Origin of the sequence: Janthinobacterium sp. (genome assembly GCF_031995485.1) — a bacterium.
GTDB lineage: Bacteria > Pseudomonadota > Gammaproteobacteria > Burkholderiales > Burkholderiaceae_D > Janthinobacterium.
Window position 1 is genome coordinate 256,139 of sequence record NZ_DAMAGB010000001.1, and the last position, 17,989, is coordinate 274,127.

Here is a 17,989-nt window from a genome sequence, read left to right on the forward strand (position 1 = left end):
CTGAAACCGGGCCTTCTCGCTATTCTTGTCCGTCCCAGGCAGGCCGGCTCGAACGCTGCCATGTCCACATCAGCCCGATGCCGGCCGAGGTGCCGCTGTGCTGGCGCAGCAGCGGGCTGTCGCGGTTGGCGGCGCCTGCGTAGTTGTCGTAGCGCAGAAAGGCAAACGCGCGCCAGTCGCGGTGCAGCAGATACGAGCCGCCCAGGCCCAGGCGCGTGAGCATCAGCCCGCTTTTGGCCGCATAGGCGGGCCGCCCCAACGTGGCAAATTGCTGCGGCACGCCATAAAAATAGTCATTGATGCCTTTGTTGCCCAGCACGGCGGAGAGGGCCGTATCGATATGCCAGCGCCCCTGCGGGCCGGCCAGCGTATACGCCAGTCGCGGCTCGAACGTGGCGCCCTGGCGGTGCAGGCCGCCGCGCGCCTCGATCACGGCGCGCAGCGGCAGCTCCAGCCGCACCCGGCTGTTCGGCGATGGTTCGGCCAGCTTGATTTTCAGGCGCGGGCCAAACTCCACCAGCGTGCCCAGGTCCGGCATGCCGCGCCGGGCCGGCACATCGTCGGACCTGGCCGGCAGCGACAGGGCAAAGCCCACGTCAAATTCGGTTTTATCGGTGTTGACCAGCCGTGCGCCCACGCCCGAGCGGTCGGCGCGCAGCACTTTTCCCCGGTAGATCAGATAGGGCAGGGCCAGGGTGCGCGTCGAGCGCTCGCTGGACCCCGGATAGGCGGGCGTGGCGGCGGTGCCGCCAAAGACGCCGGCTTCCCACAGCGGCAGCGCCGGTTCGGCGGCCAGCGCCGGTGCCAGCGCGATGGTGCCTGCTGCCAGCAGGAACAGGGTGACAGTCCTGGTCATGGTCGTACTCCGCAAAATGGTTCAGTGACAGGTGGTGCCGGCGGGGCAGCTCGCCCGGCGCGCTGCCACAGCGCGGCGGCGTTGCGCGCATGATGCTCCACTGCATCTGGCCGGCAGGCGGCACCGGCAGCGAGCGCGGCTTGCTGGTGCAGCCGTGCCTGCCAGCTGGCGTCGCCATGGCCCAGTTCGACATTGTCGATGGCGTCTTCATACGTGCGCAGCGCCTGCGGCCAGCGTCCCTGCCGGGCCGCCTCGCCTGCCCATTGTTCCTGCTGCGCGGCCATGCGCAGCTCGACTTGCGTGGAGCAGGCGGTCAGCGCCAGCAGGCAGGGCAGCAGGATGCAACGCAAGCGGGAAGTGGGCACAGGCATGGCAGGATCACAGTGGTCGAAATGAGGCTACTGTAGCGCATGGCCTGGCGCGCACGCTTGGGCACATGCTTCTCGTTGGCGAAATCGTCGCTGGCAGGCTGCACCGATGGCATATAATTTGTGCACGACTTTGTTATTTTTTACATACTACCAACAGGAGCACCATGTTTTCACGCAAATTCCAATCCTGTGCACAGCTGATGCTGGCCACGCTGATGATGAGCTTTGTCGCCGCAGCTCCCGCGCGCGCGCAGCAGGCAGCCGTCAAATTGCCGAATGTGGTGATCCTGGCCACCGGCGGCACCATCGCCGGCAGCGGCGCCGACAGCACCACCACTGTTGGCTACACCTCGGCCACCGTGGGCGTCGAGCGCCTGATCGCGGCCGTGCCGGAACTGAAGAAAGTGGCCAACGTGAAAGGCGAGCAGGTATTCCAGATCGCCAGCGAAAGCATGGGCAATGAACACTGGCTGACCCTGGCCAAGCGCATCAATGTGCTGCTGGCCTCGCAGGATGTCGATGGCGTGGTCGTCACGCACGGCACCGACACCATCGAAGAGACTGCGTATTTCCTGAACCTGACCGTCAAGAGCCACAAGCCGGTGGTGGTGGTGGGCGCCATGCGTCCGTCGACGGCGATCTCGGCCGACGGCCCGATCAACCTGTACAACGCGGTGCTGCTGGCCGGCAGCAAGGAAGCCGTCGGCAAAGGCGTGCTGGTGGCCCTGAACGACCAGATCAACGCGGCGCGCGAAGTGACCAAGACCAATACCTCGACCACCGACACCTTCAAGTCGACCGAACTGGGCATGCTCGGCTATATCCAGGGCAGCAAGCCGTTTTTCTACCGCCAGTCCACGCGCAAGCACACGCTGGAGTCGGAATTTGACATCAGCAAGCTCGATTCCCTGCCGCAAGTGGACATCGTCTACGGCTACGCCAACATGAACCGCGTCGGCATGGATGCCTTTATCGCCGCTGGCGCCAAGGGCATCATCCACGCCGGTGTCGGCGATGGCAGCGTGGCGGCGCAGATGAAGCCGGCACTGGTCGAAGCGCGCCAGAAGGGCGTGCTGATCGTGCGTTCGAGCCGCGTCGGCCAGGGCATCGTGGCGCGCAATGGCGAAGCCAATGACGATGAACTCGACAGCGTCGTGTCGGACACCCTGAACCCGCAAAAAGCCCGCATCCTGCTGATGCTGGCCTTGACCAAAACCAACAGTACGCAGGAAATCCAGCGTATTTTCTACACCTATTGATCTGGCTGGCGGCCAGCGCCGGGTTTGCCTCATCAGGCAGATTTACGCTGGCCCGCTTTGCTGCCATACTTCGCCTTTGAACAATAAACTGACGGCAGCCGCGGCGCTGCCCGTGGCGCATGGCTATCCTGTCCGAAATCACCTTTTATCCCATCAAGTCGTGCGCCGGCATTGCGCTGCGCGAGGCGGTGCTCACTTCAAGCGGCCTGATGAGCGAGCAAGTCTACGATCGTGAATGGATGGTGGTCGACAGCGCCGGCCGCTTCCTGACCCAGCGCGAATACCCGCGCATGGCGCTGATCGTGCCAAAAATCAAGGCCACCACGCTGGAATTGCGCGCGCCGGGCATGCTGCGCCTGGAAATCGAACTGGGCCTGCCGCATCCGCAGAGCGCACCCATGCTGGAAGTCCAGTTGTGGGACGAGCCGGTGCGCGCCTATGATTGCGACGAGGTGACGGCCGCCTGGTTTTCCAACGCCATCGGCGTGCCGTGCCGGCTGGTACGCTTTCATCCGGACGTGGTGCGCGCCACCAGCACCCAGTGGACCGGCGGCATTGCCGCCAGCACGCTGTTTTCCGATGGCTATCCGATCCTGGTGGCGGGCGCCGCCTCGCTGGACGATGTCAACGACAGGCTGCGCGCCATCGGCCGCGACGCCTTGCCGATGAACCGCTTCCGGCCCAACCTGGTGATCGGCGGCATCGGCGCGTTTGAAGAAGATTACGCCGAGTTTTTGCAGTTTGGCAATACGACATTAAAACCGGTCAAGCCGTGCGCCCGCTGCCCGATTCCGTCGGTCGACCAGGCTACCGGCGTGCCGGGACCGGATCCGCTCGATGTCATGCATGGCTACCGGGCCAAGCCCGAACTGGACGGCGCGATCTGTTTCGGCATGAACGCCATCGTCACCCAGGGCGGCGATGAGCGCATCGTGGTCGGCCAGGAAGTCGGTTTCGAACTGGCGTTTTAAGCGACATGGCCGCACAGAAGGGTTCAAGGTTTATATGAGTCAACCGATATCGCCAGTGTCAGGCCAGCAAGCCAGCGACGCCAACGGGCAGGGCCAACTGGTCACCCGCCTGGAGGCGGAAAACCAGGCCTTGCGCGCGCGCCTGGCCTTCCTGCTGGAGCAGGTCGAGCGCAACCACGCCATCATGGGCCGCCACCAGGCATTCGACCTGGAACTGGTGGGTGCCTCCACCTTTCCCGAACTGATCGCCACGATTTTCCGCACCTTGCCCGTGATTTCCGAACTCGACGGCGTGACCCTGAGCCTGGTCGACGAGGGCGACGATATCCTGGTGGTGATGGAAAAGCTGGGCGTCGATTTCAGCGCTTTCCCGCAAATGCTGTTCGTGCAGCAGGCCGGCGAGCTGGGCTTTGCATCACCGGTGCCGGCGCCGCTGCTGGGCGCGTTCGATGCGGCGGTGCACGGCGCGCGCTTTCCCGGCGCCGATGCGGGCCTGCGCAGCGTGGCGCTGGTGCCCTTGCTGCGCAACAAGCGCCTGATCGGCAGCCTGAACCTGGCCAGCAATGACGCGCTGCGCTTTACGCCGGCGCTGGGCACGGATTTTATCCAGCACATGGCGTCGATTATCGCCATCTGCCTGGAAAACGTGATCAGCAATGAAATGCTCAAATATATCGGCCTCACCGATGCGCTGACCGGCGTCTACAACCGCCGCTATATCGACCGGCGCCTGCTGGAAGAAATTGCCCGCGCGAAGCGCCAGCACTATTGCATCTCGTGCATGTACATCGATATCGATCACTTCAAGCTGGTCAATGACACGCATGGCCACCAGGGCGGTGACGAGGTGCTGCGCGAGGTGGCGGTGCGCATCCGCCACGAGCTGCGCCGTTCGGACGCGCTGGGGCGCTTTGGCGGCGAGGAATTCGTGGTGCTGCTGATCGATGCCAATCTCGACAGCGCCACCTTCGTTGCCGAGCGCATCCGCGCCAGCATTGCCGGCATGCCGTTCGACCTGCCCAGCAGCGCGCAAACGCACGTGAGTGTCTCGATCGGCGTGGCCAGCCTGCCGGCCCATGCGTCCGAATTGCCGATTGAAACGGTGGCCCAGCAGCTGGTGGCGCATGCCGACCAGGCCCTGTACCAGGCCAAGGCGAATGGCCGCAACCAGGTGGTCAGCGCCGCGGCCAGCGTGGCCTGATCGCTGACTGCTGATTATTTCAGCAGCAAGCTTTCCGCTTTTGCCACGGCGTCGGCGGTGCCGCGCAGCACCACCACGTCGCCGCTGGCCAGTTGCAGCTCCGGCGTGACGTCAAGCCGGCCCCGGCCGCGGCGGATGGTGGTCACGGAAGCGCCGCAGCCGGCCACGTCCACCGTACTCAAGGGCAAACCGACACACCGCGCGCCATCGCCAACCGTCACCGAATGCAGGCGGTCGAGATCGGCGTCGTCGCCCGCATCGCTGGCGCCATGGAAATAGCCGCGCAGCGAGGCATAACGCTCCTCGCGCGCCGCCTGCACCCGGTGCACCACGCGGCGCAGCGGCACGCCCATCATGATCAGCGCATGCGAGGCCAGCATCAGGCTGCCTTCCATCAGTTCCGGCACCACTTCGGTGGCGCCTGCGTCGCGCAGCAGGTCCAGGTCGCTGTCGTCATAGCTGCGCACGATCACGGGCAGTGTCGGCGCCAGTTCATTCACCAGGTGCAATAACCGCAGCGCCGACGGCGTATTGGCGTAGGTAATCACGATGGCGCTGGCGCGGTAAATGCCGGCCGCCACCAGGCTTTCGCGCCGTCCTGCATCGCCATACGACACATGGGCGCCGGCCAGCTGCGCTTCCTGCACCCGCTCCGGATCGAGGTCGAGCGCATGGTATTCGATCTTTTCTTCGGCCAGCAGCGTGGCCAGGCTCTGCCCGCTGCGCCCGAAACCGGCGATCAGCACGTGTTTCTGCGCGGCCATGGTGCGCGTGGCAATTTTCGTCAGCGCCAGCGACTGCATCATCCAGTCGTTGGCGGCCAGCTTCATGACGATCGCGTCCGATTTCGCAATGATCAGCGGCGCGACCAGCATTGACAGCACCATCGCCGCCAGCACCACCTGCACCACGAACGGATCCATCAGCCTGATGCCGCCAGCCAGGTTGAGCAGCACGAAGCCGAATTCGCCGGCCTGCGCCAGCCCCAGCCCCGTGCGCAGCGCCACGCCATTGGTCGAACCGAACAGCCGGGCCAGGCCGGCGATCAGGGCAAATTTGAGCAGCACCGGTGCGCACAGCAGCAATAACACCAGCCACCAGTTTTCAAACACCACGCGGATATTGAGCAGCATGCCGACCGTGATGAAAAACAGGCCCAGCAGCACGTCGCGGAACGGTTTGATATCCTCTTCCACCTGGTGCTTGAATTCGGTCTCCGATATCAGCATGCCGGCAACAAACGCGCCCAGCGCCAGCGACAAGCCCGCGCGTTCGGTGATCCAGGCCGCGCCCAGCGTGATGAGCAAGAGGTTGAGCATGAACAGCTCCTGCGAGCGGCGCTTGGCCACGATGGTCAGCCAGCCGCGCACCATCTTTTGCCCGAGGAACAGCAGCAGGATCAATACCACCACCGCCTTGGCGCCGGCCCAGGCCAGCGTTTCGGCCAGGTTCTCCGAGTCCTTGGTCAGCGCGGGTATCAGGATCAGCAGCGGCACCACGGCCAGGTCCTGGAACAGCAAAATGCCGATGATCTTGCGGCCGTGTTCGCTTTCGAGTTCGAGCCGTTCCGTCAGCATTTTTGACACAATGGCCGTCGACGACATGGCCAGCGCGCCGCCCAGCGCAAACGCGGCCTGCCAGCTCAGGTGGAAGTAGGCCGACAGATAGCGCCCGACGAACCAGCCGAACACGACGGTGGCGACGATGGTGGTCACCACCTGCGCCATGCCGAGTCCGAACACGATGCGCCGCATGGCGAGAAACTTGGGGAGGGAGAATTCGAGCCCGATGGAAAACATCAGGAACACGACGCCGAATTCGGCCAGCGTATGGCTCGCTTCATTCTCGGCCGCCAGGCCCAGCGCGTGGGGGCCGATGACGATGCCGACTGCCAGGTAGCCGAGCATGGGCGGCAAATGCAACATTCTGAAAGCGACCACGCCAAGCACGGCGCTGCCGAGTAACATCAAGGTCAGTTCTAGCGAGGAAAACATGGGTTGCCCGGGGAGGTCAGTGGAAATCGTTGTTTGTTGTGACTGGCAAGTTTTTTGCTTTCCTAATTCGTTTATACTTTGGGGATGAGTGTAACCCATGAAAAAACAATGCAGAAAGCTTTTGATCGAAGTGACATGAAAGCCACAAGCGAGCGGGCCGTGGCGCTGGCCCGCACCACCTTGCAAATCGAGGCCGATGCCATCATCGCGCTGCATGCGCGCCTGGCCACGGACGACAGTGTCGGCCGCGCCGTCGCGCTGCTGCTCGAATGCAAGGGCCGCGTGGTGGTATCCGGCATCGGCAAGTCCGGCCATATCGCGCGCAAGATCGCCGCGACGCTCTCGTCCACCGGCACGCCGGCGATGTTCGTGCATCCGGCCGAAGCGGCCCATGGCGACCTGGGCATGGTTACGTCCGAGGATGCGTTTATTGCCATCTCGTATTCCGGCGAATCGGCCGAACTGATGGCCATCATGCCGGTCGTCAAGCGCATGGGCGGCGTGCTGATCTCGATGACGGGCAAGCCGCAGTCGAGCCTGGCACAGCTGGCCGACGTGCATCTCGATATCTCGGTGGAAAAAGAAGCCTGTCCGCTGAACCTGGCGCCGACCGCCAGCACCACCGTGACGCTGGCGCTGGGCGACGCGCTGGCGGTGGCGCTGCTGGACTTGCGGGGCTTCAAGGAAGAAGATTTTGCCCGTTCGCATCCGGGTGGCGCCCTGGGCCGCCGCCTGCTGACGCACGTGCATGACGTGATGCGCAGCGGCGAGCGGGTGCCGAAAGTGCCGGTGGACGCATCGCTGCTGCAGGCGCTGGAAGAAATGACAAGGAAGGGCATGGGCATGACGGCCGTGGTCGATGCGCAGGACCGCCCGGTGGGCGTGTTTACCGATGGCGACCTGCGCCGCATGTTCGAACGCGTGCAGGATTTCACGCAAGTGGCGATCCGCGACGTGATGCATGCGCAGCCGCGCAGCATCGCGCCCGACCGTCTGGCCGTCGATGCCGTGGCCGTGATGGAGCAGCACCGCATCAATCAGATGCTGGTGGTCGACGCTGACGGCAAGCTGGTCGGCGCGCTGCATATCCATGACCTGACACAGGCCAAGGTGATCTGATGCCCGCAGGCCTGCCGGACCGGCAGGGAGGCACAACTTTTTGAGAGTGAAACACTATGCGGAAGCCAGAAGGCGCCCATCGCTGGCGCATGATTTTTACCGTGCTGGGCGCCGTCGTGTTCGCACTGGGCAGCTTCTGGCTGCTCGAAGTGATGAACAAGAGCAGCCAGGACGTCAATGGCAGCAAGAAGCTCGACGAGCCCGATTATTTCGTCACCAATTTCAGCATGGTGCGCATGGATTTGCAGGGCAAACCGAGCTATATCGTGTCCGGCGCCAAGCTCACGCATTTCCCGGCTGACGATTCGTCCAATATCGACCAGCCTTTCGTGCGCAAGATCAGCCCGGGCGTGCCGCCGCTGAACATGAACGCGGAACTGGCGCATATCGACCAGAACAACACGCGCCTGCAGTTGTCGCGCAATGTGGTGATCGACCGCATAGCCGGGCCGAAAACGCAGAACCTGACGCTGAAAACCGAGGCGCTGACGATTTACCCCGACGAAGAGCGGATGGAGTCGGCCGTGCCGGTCGACCTGGTGTCGGGCCGCTCGCATGTGACCGGCGTGGGCCTGAACGCCAACAACGCCACCAGCGTGGTGGACGTGCCCAATTCGGTGCGCATCGTGATTCCGCCGCGCACGCCGGTGCAGGCGCCCGCTGCTGCGCCGGCCCAATAAAAGATATGCAAAAGGACTAATATAAAATGAAAAAAATCTTGCTGTTGAGCCTGTTCTCGCTGGCCGTGATGGGCACGGCCCGGGCCGAAAAGGCCGACTCCGAAAAAGAAGCCGTGATCACCGCCCAGCGCGGCCAGGTCGATGACATCAAGCAGACGCGCACGCTGACCGGCGACGTGGTGCTGGTAAAAGGTACGCTGACCATGAAGGCCGGCCGCGCCCTGATCACGGAAGATCCGCAGGGCTACCAGTTCATCACGTTCTGGGCCGATGCGGGCAAGCTGGCCACTTTCCGCCAGAAACGCGATGGCGCCGGCGACCTGTGGATCGAAGGCGAAGCCGAGCGCGTGGAATACAACAACAAGACGGAAGTGGTGAAACTGTTTACCCGCGCCAAGCTCACGCGCCTGGAAGGCACCAAGCCGACCGACGTGGCCAACGGCGCCTTTATCTCGTATGACAGCCGCAACGAGTTGTTCAACATGGAAAACAGCAACAGCGGTACCAGCGCCCCGGGCGCCGGCAGCGTGCGCATGGTGATCCAGCCGAAGAACAAGACGCCGGCGGAGAAGGCGCCCGCCGCGCCTGCGCCGGTGCCCACGCCAGGAAAGAAATAATGGACAACAATTTACGCTGTGGCAGCACCCTGATCGTGCGGGGACTGCAAAAGACCTATGGCAAGCGGCAGGTCGTGCATGACGTGTCGCTGCAAGTCGAATGCGGCGAAGTGGTGGGCCTCTTGGGTCCGAACGGCGCCGGCAAGACCACCTCGTTCTACATGATCGTCGGCCTGGTGCCGTCGGACGGCGGCACCATCGACATCAGCGGCGTCGATATCTCCAGCCTGCCGATCCACCGCCGCGCGCAGATGGGCCTGTCCTACCTGCCGCAGGAAGCGTCGGTATTTCGCAAGCTGACGGTGGAAGACAATATTCGCGCCGTGCTGGAAATCCAGACCGTCGACGGCCGTCCGCTGAAAAAGCCCGAGATCGAGGAGCGCCTCGACAAGCTGCTGGCCGACTTGCAGATCGAAAAGCTGCGCGAAAACCAGGCCCTGTCGCTGTCGGGCGGTGAACGGCGGCGCGTGGAAATTGCCCGCGCGCTGGCCACCGATCCCCGCTTCGTGCTGCTCGATGAACCGTTCGCCGGCGTCGATCCGATCGCCGTGATCGAGATCCAGCGCATCGTGCGGTTTTTGAAGGAACGCAATATCGGCGTGCTGATCACCGACCATAATGTGCGCGAAACGCTGGGCATCTGCGACCGCGCCTACATCATCAACCAGGGCTCGGTGCTGGCGTCCGGGCGGCCCGACGACATCATCGCCAACGAGTCGGTGCGCCGCGTGTATCTGGGCGAACACTTCCGCATGTAAGCCGATGAAACAATCACTGCAGCTGCGCACCTCGCAGCATCTGGCACTGACGCCGCAACTACAGCAATCGATACGCCTGTTGCAACTGTCCACCCTGGAATTGCACCAGGAGCTCGAGCAATTGCTGACCGATAATCCCTTGCTGGAACGGCTCGACGATCCGCTCGACCGCTCCTTGCGCCTGCTGTCCGATGGTGCGCTGAGCTCGACCGCGGCGCCCGGCGAAGCACCGCCGGCGCCACCGGGCCAGGACGCGCCGGCGCCAGCCGCCGAAGCGGAAACCTTTGATGGCGATGGCGGCGAAAGCACGGCCGCGCCCGAAGGCGGCGACAGCGACTGGAACGAAGCGAGTCGCGGCAAGGCGCCCGATGACGAAGATTCCAGGCCACAACTGGAGGCCCATCACTGCACCTTGCGCGAGCACCTGATGGAGCAGATGCGCGTGACCGTGCTGGAGCTGCGCGACCGCGCGCTGGTCGAACTGATCATCGATGCGCTGGACGACAATGGCTATCTGGAAGAGCCACTCGAGGAGATCCAGGCGCGCCTGCCGGAAGAGCTGGAAGTGGACGCCGACGAGCTGCGCACGGCGCTGTCGCTGCTGCAAAGTTTCGACCCGGCCGGCGTGGGCGCGCGCAACGCCTCCGAATGCCTGGCGCTGCAGATCAAGCGCCTGCCACAGGTGGCGCTGGTGACGCGCCGCATGGCCCTGACCATCGTGGAAAAACACCTGACCTGGTTTGCCCAGCGCGACTTCAACAAGCTGAAAAAAGCCCTCGATTGCGACGATGAAGACCTGCGCGAAGCACAGACCGTGATTCGCCTGTGCAATCCCCATCCGGGCGCCGTGTTCGCGTCCGACGTGTCCGACTACGTGGTGCCGGACGTGGTGGTCAAGCGCGCCCGCAATGGCTGGCAGGTATCGCTGAACAATGACGTGATGCCACGCCTGCGCGTGAACGCCATGTACGCCAACCTGCTCAAGCAGGGCAAAGGCGAGGGCGGCATGGGCGCGCAGCTGCAGGAAGCCAAATGGCTGATCAAGAACATGCGCCAGCGCTTCGATACCATCCTGCGCGTGGCGCAGGCGATAGTAGAACGACAAAAGGATTTTTTCTCGCATGGCGCAGTTGCCATGCGGCCACTTGTGCTTCGTGAAATAGCTGATACACTGGGTTTACACGAGAGTACTATCTCGCGGGTAACAACCCAAAAGTACATGCTGACCCCGCATGGAATGTTTGAGTTGAAGTATTTCTTTGGCAGCCATGTCGCCACCGAAGCAGGAGGGGAAGCGTCCTCGACGGCGATACGGGCATTGATCGTGCAATTGACAGGAGCAGAGAACCCTAAAAATCCTTTATCCGACAGTAAGATTGCGGACATGCTGGGGGAACAAGGCATGGTGATTGCGCGACGTACTGTTGCCAAATACCGGGAAGCGTTGAAAATTCCGCCAGTGAGCCTGCGTAAGTCTTTGTAGTTTTTTCGGTTCCTCTACGGTCCGGATGTCACGGACACCGCACGAACCCGATCATCTTTAGGAGTGTGTATGAATCTCACCATCAGCGGACATCATCTCGAAGTGACACCAGCCATCCGTGAATACGTACAAACCAAACTGGAACGCGTGAAACGCCATTTCGATCACGTCATCGATATTGCCGTGATTCTGACCGTCGACAACCTCAAAGAGAAAGAAAAACGCCAGAAGGCCGAAGTGAATCTGCGACTGAGCGGCAAGACCGTCTATGTGGAAAGCCTGGCGCAAGACCTGTATGCCGCGATCGACAGCCTGATCGACAAGCTGGACCGGCAAGTGATGAAGTACAAAACCAAAGTGCAAGGGCACGGTAAAGAGGCGATCAAGCATCTGCCTGACAACACCGACAACTCTGAAGAAGCCGCCGCCGCTGTCTAGCCGGCCTGCCGTTTCCAGATTGTTGTGATCAACTAAGGGCGCGCTGTATTTTACTCGCGCCCTTTTTTGCGGCCATTTTTTCCTCGTTCACTGCTCAGTGACGCTCGCGGTGCCGCAGGACGACCCGTTCCTTGTCCGCAAAATACTGCGCCAGATGTTCCGCCATGTACACCGAGCGGTGCTGGCCGCCCGTGCAGCCGAGCGCCACCGTCAGATAGCTGCGGTTGTCGGATTTGAACGACGGCAACCATTTTTCCACAAAATTGCGGATGTCGGCAAACATCTCCAGCGCACTCGGCTGTGCGTCGAGAAACGCGATCACCGGCGCGTCGCGGCCATCGAGCGGACGCAGCGCTAGGTCGTAATAGGGATTCGGCAAGGCCCGCACATCGAACACGAAGTCGGCGTCCAGCGGCACGCCCAGCTTGAAGGCAAACGATTCGAAGAACAAGGTCAGCGGCGCGCGTTCGGAAGCAACGATATCCTTGACCCAGGCACGCAGCTTGTTGGCGCTCAGCTCGGACGTATCGATCACATGGCCGAGCTGCTCGATCGCCGACAGGCGTTCGCGCTCTTCCAGGATGCACTCGATCAGGGTGCGGCGGCTGGCCGGATTGGCGTCGGGGCGCAATTCATGCGACAGCGGATGGCTGCGCCGCGTTTCCGAAAAGCGTGCCACCAGCGAATGCGTGGTGGCAGTCAGAAACATCACCTTGACGTCATGTCCCTGGTCGCGCAGCAGCGCCACATTGTGCGGCAGGCTGACCAGCGACTCGGCGCTGCGCGCATCGACGGCCACGGCCAAATGGGTGGCGCCCTCTTCGCGCAGGGTTTGCACCAGGTTCGGCAACAGGGCCGGCGGCAGGTTGTCGACGCAGTAATAGCCGGTGTCTTCGAGCACATTGAGTGCGACGGATTTGCCGGAGCCGGAGATGCCGGTGATAAGGACGATATGCATGCGGCAATCATACAATAAAGACCGCATGCGCGCCCCGTGGCAACCCGGCTTACAAATTATTGCAATTACTTGTGTGGTGCGGATTGGACAAACCCACGTGCCGGTGCCAACAATGTTGTCGGATTACGCGGGCCAAGGCCCGCTAATCCGACCTACGCGCTAATCGCCGCTCATTGCCAATCGTTGGTGAAGCAGGGAATTGACGAAGCGCAGCTTCGTGCCTGCGGAACGGTTCGCCCTTGCAAGGGCGAACTCCTTGGCAATATCAATCGCCACTCATGGCCAATCGTTGCCGCTCCATGAACTCCTGCAAGGTATCGATGCCGCGCAATTGCAAGATGGTATTGCGCACGGCCGCTTCCAGCAGCACGGCGATATTGCGGCCGGCGGCGACGGGGATGACGACCTTGCGGATCGGCAGGCCCAGCACGTCTTCGGTTGGGAACAGGAACGGCAGGCGCTCGACTTCTTCTTCCAGCGCATTGCGGCGCACCAGGTGCACGATCAGTTTCAGCCGCATCTTGCGGCGCACAGCCGTTTCGCCAAAGATGGCCTTGATGTCGAGCAGGCCCAGGCCACGCACTTCGAGCAGGTTCTGCAGCAGCGGCGGGCAGCGTCCTTCGATCATGTTCGGCGCGATGCGTGAAAACTCGACGGCATCGTCGGCCACCAGGCCGTGGCTGCGCGAAATCAGTTCCAGTCCCAGCTCGCTCTTGCCCAGGCCCGAGTCGCCCGTGATCAGCACGCCCACGCCCAGCACGTCCATGAAAACGCCATGCATGATGATGCGCTGCGCCAGCTTTTTTGACAGGTAGACGCGCAGGAAGTCGATCACTTGCGCGGCCGGCAGCGGCGTGGAAAACAGCGGGATATTCTGCTCGTCGCAGATGGCGAGGATGTCGGGTGGCGTTTCCAGGCCTTGGGCGATGATCAGCGCGGGCGGGCCGCCGGCGATCAGCTCGCCGATCACGTGGGTGCGCGTATTGACCTTCAGGCGCTGGTAGTAATTGATTTCCTGGTGGCCAAACACCTGGATGCGGCCTGGGTGGATCAGGTTCAAATGGCCGACCTGGTCGGCGGCCGAGGAAACATCGCCCGAGATCAGGCGCTCGCCGCCGGGAAAGCCGGCAAACCAGCCCAGTTGCAGACTTTCACGATTGTCGTCGTACAGGCGTTGTATCGTCAGCGGCGTTTGCAACATGGCAGTTTTCTTCAGGAGTGGAGGAAGACCTGAAGTTTAACCCGCCGCTTGCAGACTAGGTTGCCAATTGACGATGCGCGAATGCACGGATTTCGGTTCCGGATCGGTGGCCAGCGCCGTGCGGAAGGCGTCGTCGGAAAACATCTCGGCAATTTCCGACAGGATTTCCAGATGCTGCTGGGTAACGTGGTCGGGGATCAGCAGAAAAAACAGCAGGCTGACGGGCTTGCCATCGGGCGACTCGAACGGAATCGGTTCGACCAGGCGCACGAAGGCGCCCAGTGGCGCCTTCAGCGTCTTGGTGCCCTTGATGCGGCCATGCGGCACGGCCACGCCATGACCGAGGCCGGTCGAACCCAGGCGTTCGCGCGCGAACAGATTGTCCGACACGGTAGAGCGGGCGATGCCGTAATTGTTTTCGAAGATCAGGCCGGCTTGCTCGAAAGCGCGCTTTTTGCTGGAGACTTCCAGGTCCAGCAGGACGTTTTCGAGGGATAGTATTTTGCTAAGATTAGTCATGACACTCAATGAAATGGTGCAATGCGCAGAAGGCTTGCGAGCCGAATTATAGGCCTGTTTGTGCGGCCTGTAACGCCAATTCTCAACAGTATATGCTTGCTGCCGGCGCAGTGGGCGCTCCGGCAAGAGTAGTCATCATTTTAACAAAAAAATAACATCAAGGTGAATTAGCTATTTCTTGATTAAAAACGAAACTCCAGCCGGTTTTTCCGTCGCTGAATGCCGATTTTCCGACTTTTCAGCGTTTTCTGTTGCTTGCAAGCTCGGTACTGGCGTTGTTTTAAAACACAGTTAGCATGCCTGAAAGCATCATTCTGCGCCCTTCCGGCAGCGCTGACCAGTGCTTATTGGCGGGCGTTGCGCAAATTGCCCGGCATCTGCCCGGTGCTGAAGTTGCTGCGCCACGGATTGATGTCCAGGCCGCCACGGCGCGTATAGCGCGCATACACGGACAGCTTTTGCGGCTTGCAATGGCGCAAGATATCGACAAAGATGCGCTCGACACACTGTTCATGGAATTCATTGTGCTCGCGGAAGCCGATCAGATAGCGCAGCAGGCTTTCCTGGTCGATCTGCGGTCCCGCATACTCGATCTGCACGCTGCCCCAGTCCGGCTGCCCCGTCACCAGGCAGTTCGATTTGAGCAGGTGCGACACCAGTTTTTCTTCCACGGGCGCTTCGTCGAACGCGGCCGTCAACAGCTGCGGCGACGGCGTGTATTGCGTGATTTCCAGGTCCAGGCGGTCGAGCAGCACGCCGTCGAATTCACCCATTTTCAATTTGCCGAAATTTTCCTGCAAGGTCAGCTCGACCTGCACCGGCGCGCCGAAACCGTTCGACAGATCCTGTTTCAGCAAGGCCAGCAGCGCTTCCGGGCTGTCCAGCCGCGTCTGGTTGAACGAGTTCAGGTACAGCTTGAACGACTTCGACTCGATGATATTGGGCGAGTCGGCCGGCGCGCTGACCTTGGCCACCGCCACTTGCGGCTTGCCGCGCAGGTTCAGCCACGACAGTTCGTAGGCGTTCCAGATATCGAGGCCGAAGAAGGGCAGGGTGCCGCGCAGCTCCAGCTCGTCGCGCTTGCCCTGGCGTGGGATCGGGAACAGCAGCTCCGGAGCGTAATCGCTGCGGTAGGCCGAGCTTTTGCCCAGGGGGGACAGTTCGGCAAGATCGTTGGTGGTAGTCATGGTGGCGTGGCTGCAAATTTCTGTGAAGGGTGAATGGTAGCTTATTTCAACCCAACGGCAAGGACTGGGGTCGTACCCTTAGGATACGACCCCGGCATCTGCACTTGGGTTATTCGCTATTTACCCCAAAAACAGCTTGTATACCGGATTGCTGGTCTCATCCCAATACCGGTACCCCAGCGTATCGAGAAAGCGCGCAAACTCGCCCATCTCGTCCGGTGGCACCTGCAGGCCGATCAGGATGCGTCCCACGTCGCCGCCCTGGCTGCGGTAATGGCACAGCGAAATGTTCCAGTTCGGCGCCATGCTGTCGAGAAAGCGCATCAGTGCGCCCGGACGCTCGGGGAACTCGAAGCGGTACAGCAGCTCGTCCTGCGCCAGCCGGCTCTTGCCGCCCACCAGGTGGCGGATATGCGACTTGGCCAGTTCGTCATGGGTCAGGTCCAGCGTGCGGAAATCGTGCTCCTCGAAACGCTTGGCCAGCGCGCCCGATTCATGGCGGTCGGCGATCTGCATGCCGACAAACACATGCGCCTCCTTCTCGTCGCTGATGCGGTAATTGAATTCCGTGACATTGCGCGCGCCGATCAGCGAACAGAAACGCTTGAAGCTGCCGCGCTGTTCGCGCATGGTGACGGCAAACACGGCTTCGCGAAATTCGCCCAGTTCGGCCCGCTCGGCCACAAAGCGCAGGCGGTCGAAATTCATGTTGGCGCCGCAGGCGATCGTCACCAGCGTCTGGTTGACGATCGGGTGTTTGGTGAGGCTGGCCCGTTCCACATACGCCTTGGCGCCGGCAATGGCCAGCGCGCCGGCCGGCTCCAGGATCGAGCGCGTGTCCGTAAACACATCCTTGATGGCGGCGCAGATGGCGTCGGTGTCGACAATGATCACTTCGTCCACATACTGCTGGGCCAGGCGGAAGGTTTCCTCGCCCACCAGGCGCACCGCCGTGCCGTCCGAGAACAGGCCGACGTCGGGCAGGGTGACGCGTTCTTTTGCTTTCAGCGAACGGGCCATCGCGTCCGAATCGACGGTCTGCACGCCGATGATTTTGATATCGGGACGGATCTGTTTGACATACGCCGCCACGCCGGCGATCAGGCCGCCGCCGCCAATGGCGATAAAGATGGCGTGGATGGGGCCCGAGTGCTGGCGCAAAATTTCCATGCCGATCGTGCCCTGGCCGGCGATCACGTCCGGGTCGTCGAACGGGTGCACAAACGTGAGTTTTTGTTCGTGTTCCAGGGTCAGCGCGTGGTTGTAGGCGTCGGTGTACGAGTCGCCGTGCAGCACGATTTCCACGCTGCTGCCGCCACGCGCGCGCACCGCTTCGATTTTCAAGGGCGGGGTGGTGGTGGGCATGACGATCAGCGCGCGGCAGCCGAGGCGCGCGGCCGACAGCGCTACGCCCTGGGCATGGTTACCTGCCGAGGCGCAGATGACGCCGCGCTTCAATTGCGCGTCGCTCAGGTGGGCCATCTTGTTGTAGGCGCCGCGCACCTTGAAGCTGAACACGCTTTGCATGTCTTCGCGCTTGAAGTAAATCTGGTTGCCGATGCGCTGCGACAGGTTCGGCGCCAGTTCCAGCGGCGTTTCGGAGGCAACGTCATAGACGCGGGCGGTCAGGATTTTCTTGAGATAGTCGATGTTCATGGTCTGCTAGCGAGTGATTCTGGGCCAGGTGTGGACTGGAGCGGATACGTCGGCATCGGTTGTCCGGGGCGGATAGCGGGGCAACATAATGCTCTGTGGAACTGCGGGCCGGTGAGCCCTTGCCCGTTCGCGCGGTTCGTGCGGCGCGCAAGCTGCTCTTCATTATAATGGAGAGCCTTACCGCATCGCGAAGTGTTCAATGATCGAATCCGCAATCACCTGGCTGCTGCAACTGATAGCAGCGCCGGAGGTCGGGCTGACATCGGTCTTTCTGATCAGCTTTATTTCCGCCACCTTGCTGCCGCTCGGCTCCGAGCCGGCCGTGTTTGCCGTGATCAAGGCCAATCCCGCGCTGTTCTGGCCCGCCATTGCAGTGGCCACCGTTGGCAATACCCTGGGCGGTGCCGTCGACTACTGGATGGGCTACCGGGCCAAGCAGGCGTTTGCCAAGGAGCGCGACACGCGCTGGTTCCGCTGGCTGGCCCGCTATGGCGCCAAGACCATGCTGCTGGCCTGGCTGCCCGGCGTCGGCGATCCGCTGTGCACGCTGGCGGGCTGGCTGAAATTGCCGTTCTGGCCCAGCGTCGCCTACATGGCGGTCGGCAAGTGCGCGCGCTACCTGACCATGACAATGTTGTTGCTGTATGTGCCCGATGGCGTCTGGCACCGGATTGGACAGATGCTGTCCTGAGTGGTCGATGATGGGGCGTTTTGCAACGCG

General features: G+C 62.1%; 18 protein-coding genes. 10 read left to right on the plus strand and 8 right to left on the minus strand.

The window, feature by feature from the left end; genetic code table 11:
- Window positions 1-19: 19 nt before the first annotated feature.
- Window positions 20-856, minus strand: a complete 837-nt coding sequence (locus tag RTQ46_RS01195) for a MipA/OmpV family protein (RefSeq protein ID WP_312434054.1) — start codon at window positions 854-856, stop codon at window positions 20-22.
- Window positions 853-1,227, minus strand: a complete 375-nt coding sequence (locus RTQ46_RS01200) for a hypothetical protein (RefSeq protein WP_312434055.1) — start codon at window positions 1,225-1,227, stop codon at window positions 853-855. Before RTQ46_RS01200 ends, RTQ46_RS01195 begins: the two co-directional genes overlap by 4 nt.
- A gap of 164 nt (window positions 1,228-1,391) precedes the next feature.
- Here RTQ46_RS01200 and RTQ46_RS01205 point away from each other — a divergent pair, with 164 nt between their 5' ends.
- The 3 genes from RTQ46_RS01205 to RTQ46_RS01215 all read left to right on the plus strand — a co-directional run bounded on the left by RTQ46_RS01205 (window position 1,392) and on the right by RTQ46_RS01215 (window position 4,658).
- A complete protein-coding gene (locus tag RTQ46_RS01205) occupies window positions 1,392-2,486 on the plus strand; it encodes a type II asparaginase (RefSeq protein ID WP_312434056.1) in 1,095 nt (364 codons plus the stop codon).
- A 119-nt stretch (window positions 2,487-2,605) separates the two neighbouring features.
- Window positions 2,606-3,457, plus strand: a complete 852-nt coding sequence (locus RTQ46_RS01210; protein WP_312434057.1) for an MOSC N-terminal beta barrel domain-containing protein — start codon at window positions 2,606-2,608, stop codon at window positions 3,455-3,457.
- Between the two features lie 34 nt (window positions 3,458-3,491).
- Complete coding sequence (locus RTQ46_RS01215) at window positions 3,492-4,658, plus strand: DUF484 family protein (protein ID WP_312434059.1); 1,167 nt, start codon at window positions 3,492-3,494, stop codon at window positions 4,656-4,658.
- A 14-nt stretch (window positions 4,659-4,672) separates the two neighbouring features.
- On the opposite strand, the gene RTQ46_RS01220 is transcribed toward RTQ46_RS01215, so the two are convergent.
- Window positions 4,673-6,652 carry a cation:proton antiporter gene (locus tag RTQ46_RS01220; RefSeq protein ID WP_312434060.1) on the minus strand — a complete coding sequence of 660 codons (1,980 nt, stop codon included), beginning with the start codon at window positions 6,650-6,652 and terminating at the stop codon, window positions 4,673-4,675.
- A gap of 108 nt (window positions 6,653-6,760) precedes the next feature.
- On the opposite strand from RTQ46_RS01220, the gene RTQ46_RS01225 reads away from it, so the two are divergent.
- The 6 genes from RTQ46_RS01225 to hpf all read left to right on the plus strand — a co-directional run bounded on the left by RTQ46_RS01225 (window position 6,761) and on the right by hpf (window position 11,747).
- On the plus strand, window positions 6,761-7,771 hold the full coding sequence (locus RTQ46_RS01225) for a KpsF/GutQ family sugar-phosphate isomerase (RefSeq protein WP_312434061.1): 1,011 nt from the start codon (window positions 6,761-6,763) through the stop codon (window positions 7,769-7,771).
- Between the two features lie 56 nt (window positions 7,772-7,827).
- Window positions 7,828-8,451: an LPS export ABC transporter periplasmic protein LptC gene (gene lptC, locus RTQ46_RS01230; protein WP_312434062.1), complete on the plus strand. Its 624-nt coding sequence runs from the start codon at window positions 7,828-7,830 to the stop codon at window positions 8,449-8,451.
- Between the two features lie 26 nt (window positions 8,452-8,477).
- Window positions 8,478-9,068: a lipopolysaccharide transport periplasmic protein LptA gene (gene lptA, locus RTQ46_RS01235; RefSeq protein ID WP_312434064.1), complete on the plus strand. Its 591-nt coding sequence runs from the start codon at window positions 8,478-8,480 to the stop codon at window positions 9,066-9,068.
- Window positions 9,068-9,826 carry an LPS export ABC transporter ATP-binding protein gene (gene lptB / locus RTQ46_RS01240; protein WP_312434065.1) on the plus strand — a complete coding sequence of 253 codons (759 nt, stop codon included), beginning with the start codon at window positions 9,068-9,070 and terminating at the stop codon, window positions 9,824-9,826. Before lptA ends, lptB begins: the two co-directional genes overlap by 1 nt.
- A 4-nt stretch (window positions 9,827-9,830) precedes the next feature.
- Window positions 9,831-11,309, plus strand: a complete 1,479-nt coding sequence (locus tag RTQ46_RS01245) for an RNA polymerase factor sigma-54 (protein ID WP_312434066.1) — start codon at window positions 9,831-9,833, stop codon at window positions 11,307-11,309.
- Between the two features lie 69 nt (window positions 11,310-11,378).
- Window positions 11,379-11,747, plus strand: coding sequence for a ribosome hibernation-promoting factor, HPF/YfiA family (gene hpf / locus RTQ46_RS01250; RefSeq protein WP_312434067.1), 369 nt, complete (start codon window positions 11,379-11,381; stop codon window positions 11,745-11,747).
- 94 nt (window positions 11,748-11,841) lie between these two features.
- On the opposite strand, the gene rapZ is transcribed toward hpf, so the two are convergent.
- The 5 genes from rapZ to ilvA all read right to left on the minus strand — a co-directional run bounded on the left by rapZ (window position 11,842) and on the right by ilvA (window position 17,268).
- Window positions 11,842-12,705 carry an RNase adapter RapZ gene (rapZ, locus tag RTQ46_RS01255; protein WP_312434068.1) on the minus strand — a complete coding sequence of 288 codons (864 nt, stop codon included), beginning with the start codon at window positions 12,703-12,705 and terminating at the stop codon, window positions 11,842-11,844.
- Window positions 12,706-12,970: 265 nt separating this feature from the next.
- Window positions 12,971-13,906: an HPr(Ser) kinase/phosphatase gene (gene hprK, locus RTQ46_RS01260; protein ID WP_183680697.1), complete on the minus strand. Its 936-nt coding sequence runs from the start codon at window positions 13,904-13,906 to the stop codon at window positions 12,971-12,973.
- 36 nt (window positions 13,907-13,942) lie between these two features.
- Window positions 13,943-14,425 carry a PTS sugar transporter subunit IIA gene (locus RTQ46_RS01265; protein WP_312434070.1) on the minus strand — a complete coding sequence of 161 codons (483 nt, stop codon included), beginning with the start codon at window positions 14,423-14,425 and terminating at the stop codon, window positions 13,943-13,945.
- A 344-nt stretch (window positions 14,426-14,769) separates the two neighbouring features.
- Entirely contained in the window at window positions 14,770-15,612 is an 843-nt protein-coding gene (queF, locus tag RTQ46_RS01270) for an NADPH-dependent 7-cyano-7-deazaguanine reductase QueF (protein ID WP_312434071.1), read from the minus strand.
- A gap of 120 nt (window positions 15,613-15,732) precedes the next feature.
- Window positions 15,733-17,268, minus strand: coding sequence for a threonine ammonia-lyase, biosynthetic (gene ilvA, locus RTQ46_RS01275; RefSeq protein ID WP_312434072.1), 1,536 nt, complete (start codon window positions 17,266-17,268; stop codon window positions 15,733-15,735).
- Window positions 17,269-17,467: 199 nt separating this feature from the next.
- Here ilvA and RTQ46_RS01280 point away from each other — a divergent pair, with 199 nt between their 5' ends.
- A complete protein-coding gene (locus RTQ46_RS01280) occupies window positions 17,468-17,959 on the plus strand; it encodes a YqaA family protein (protein WP_312434073.1) in 492 nt (163 codons plus the stop codon).
- Window positions 17,960-17,989 lie beyond the last annotated feature (30 nt).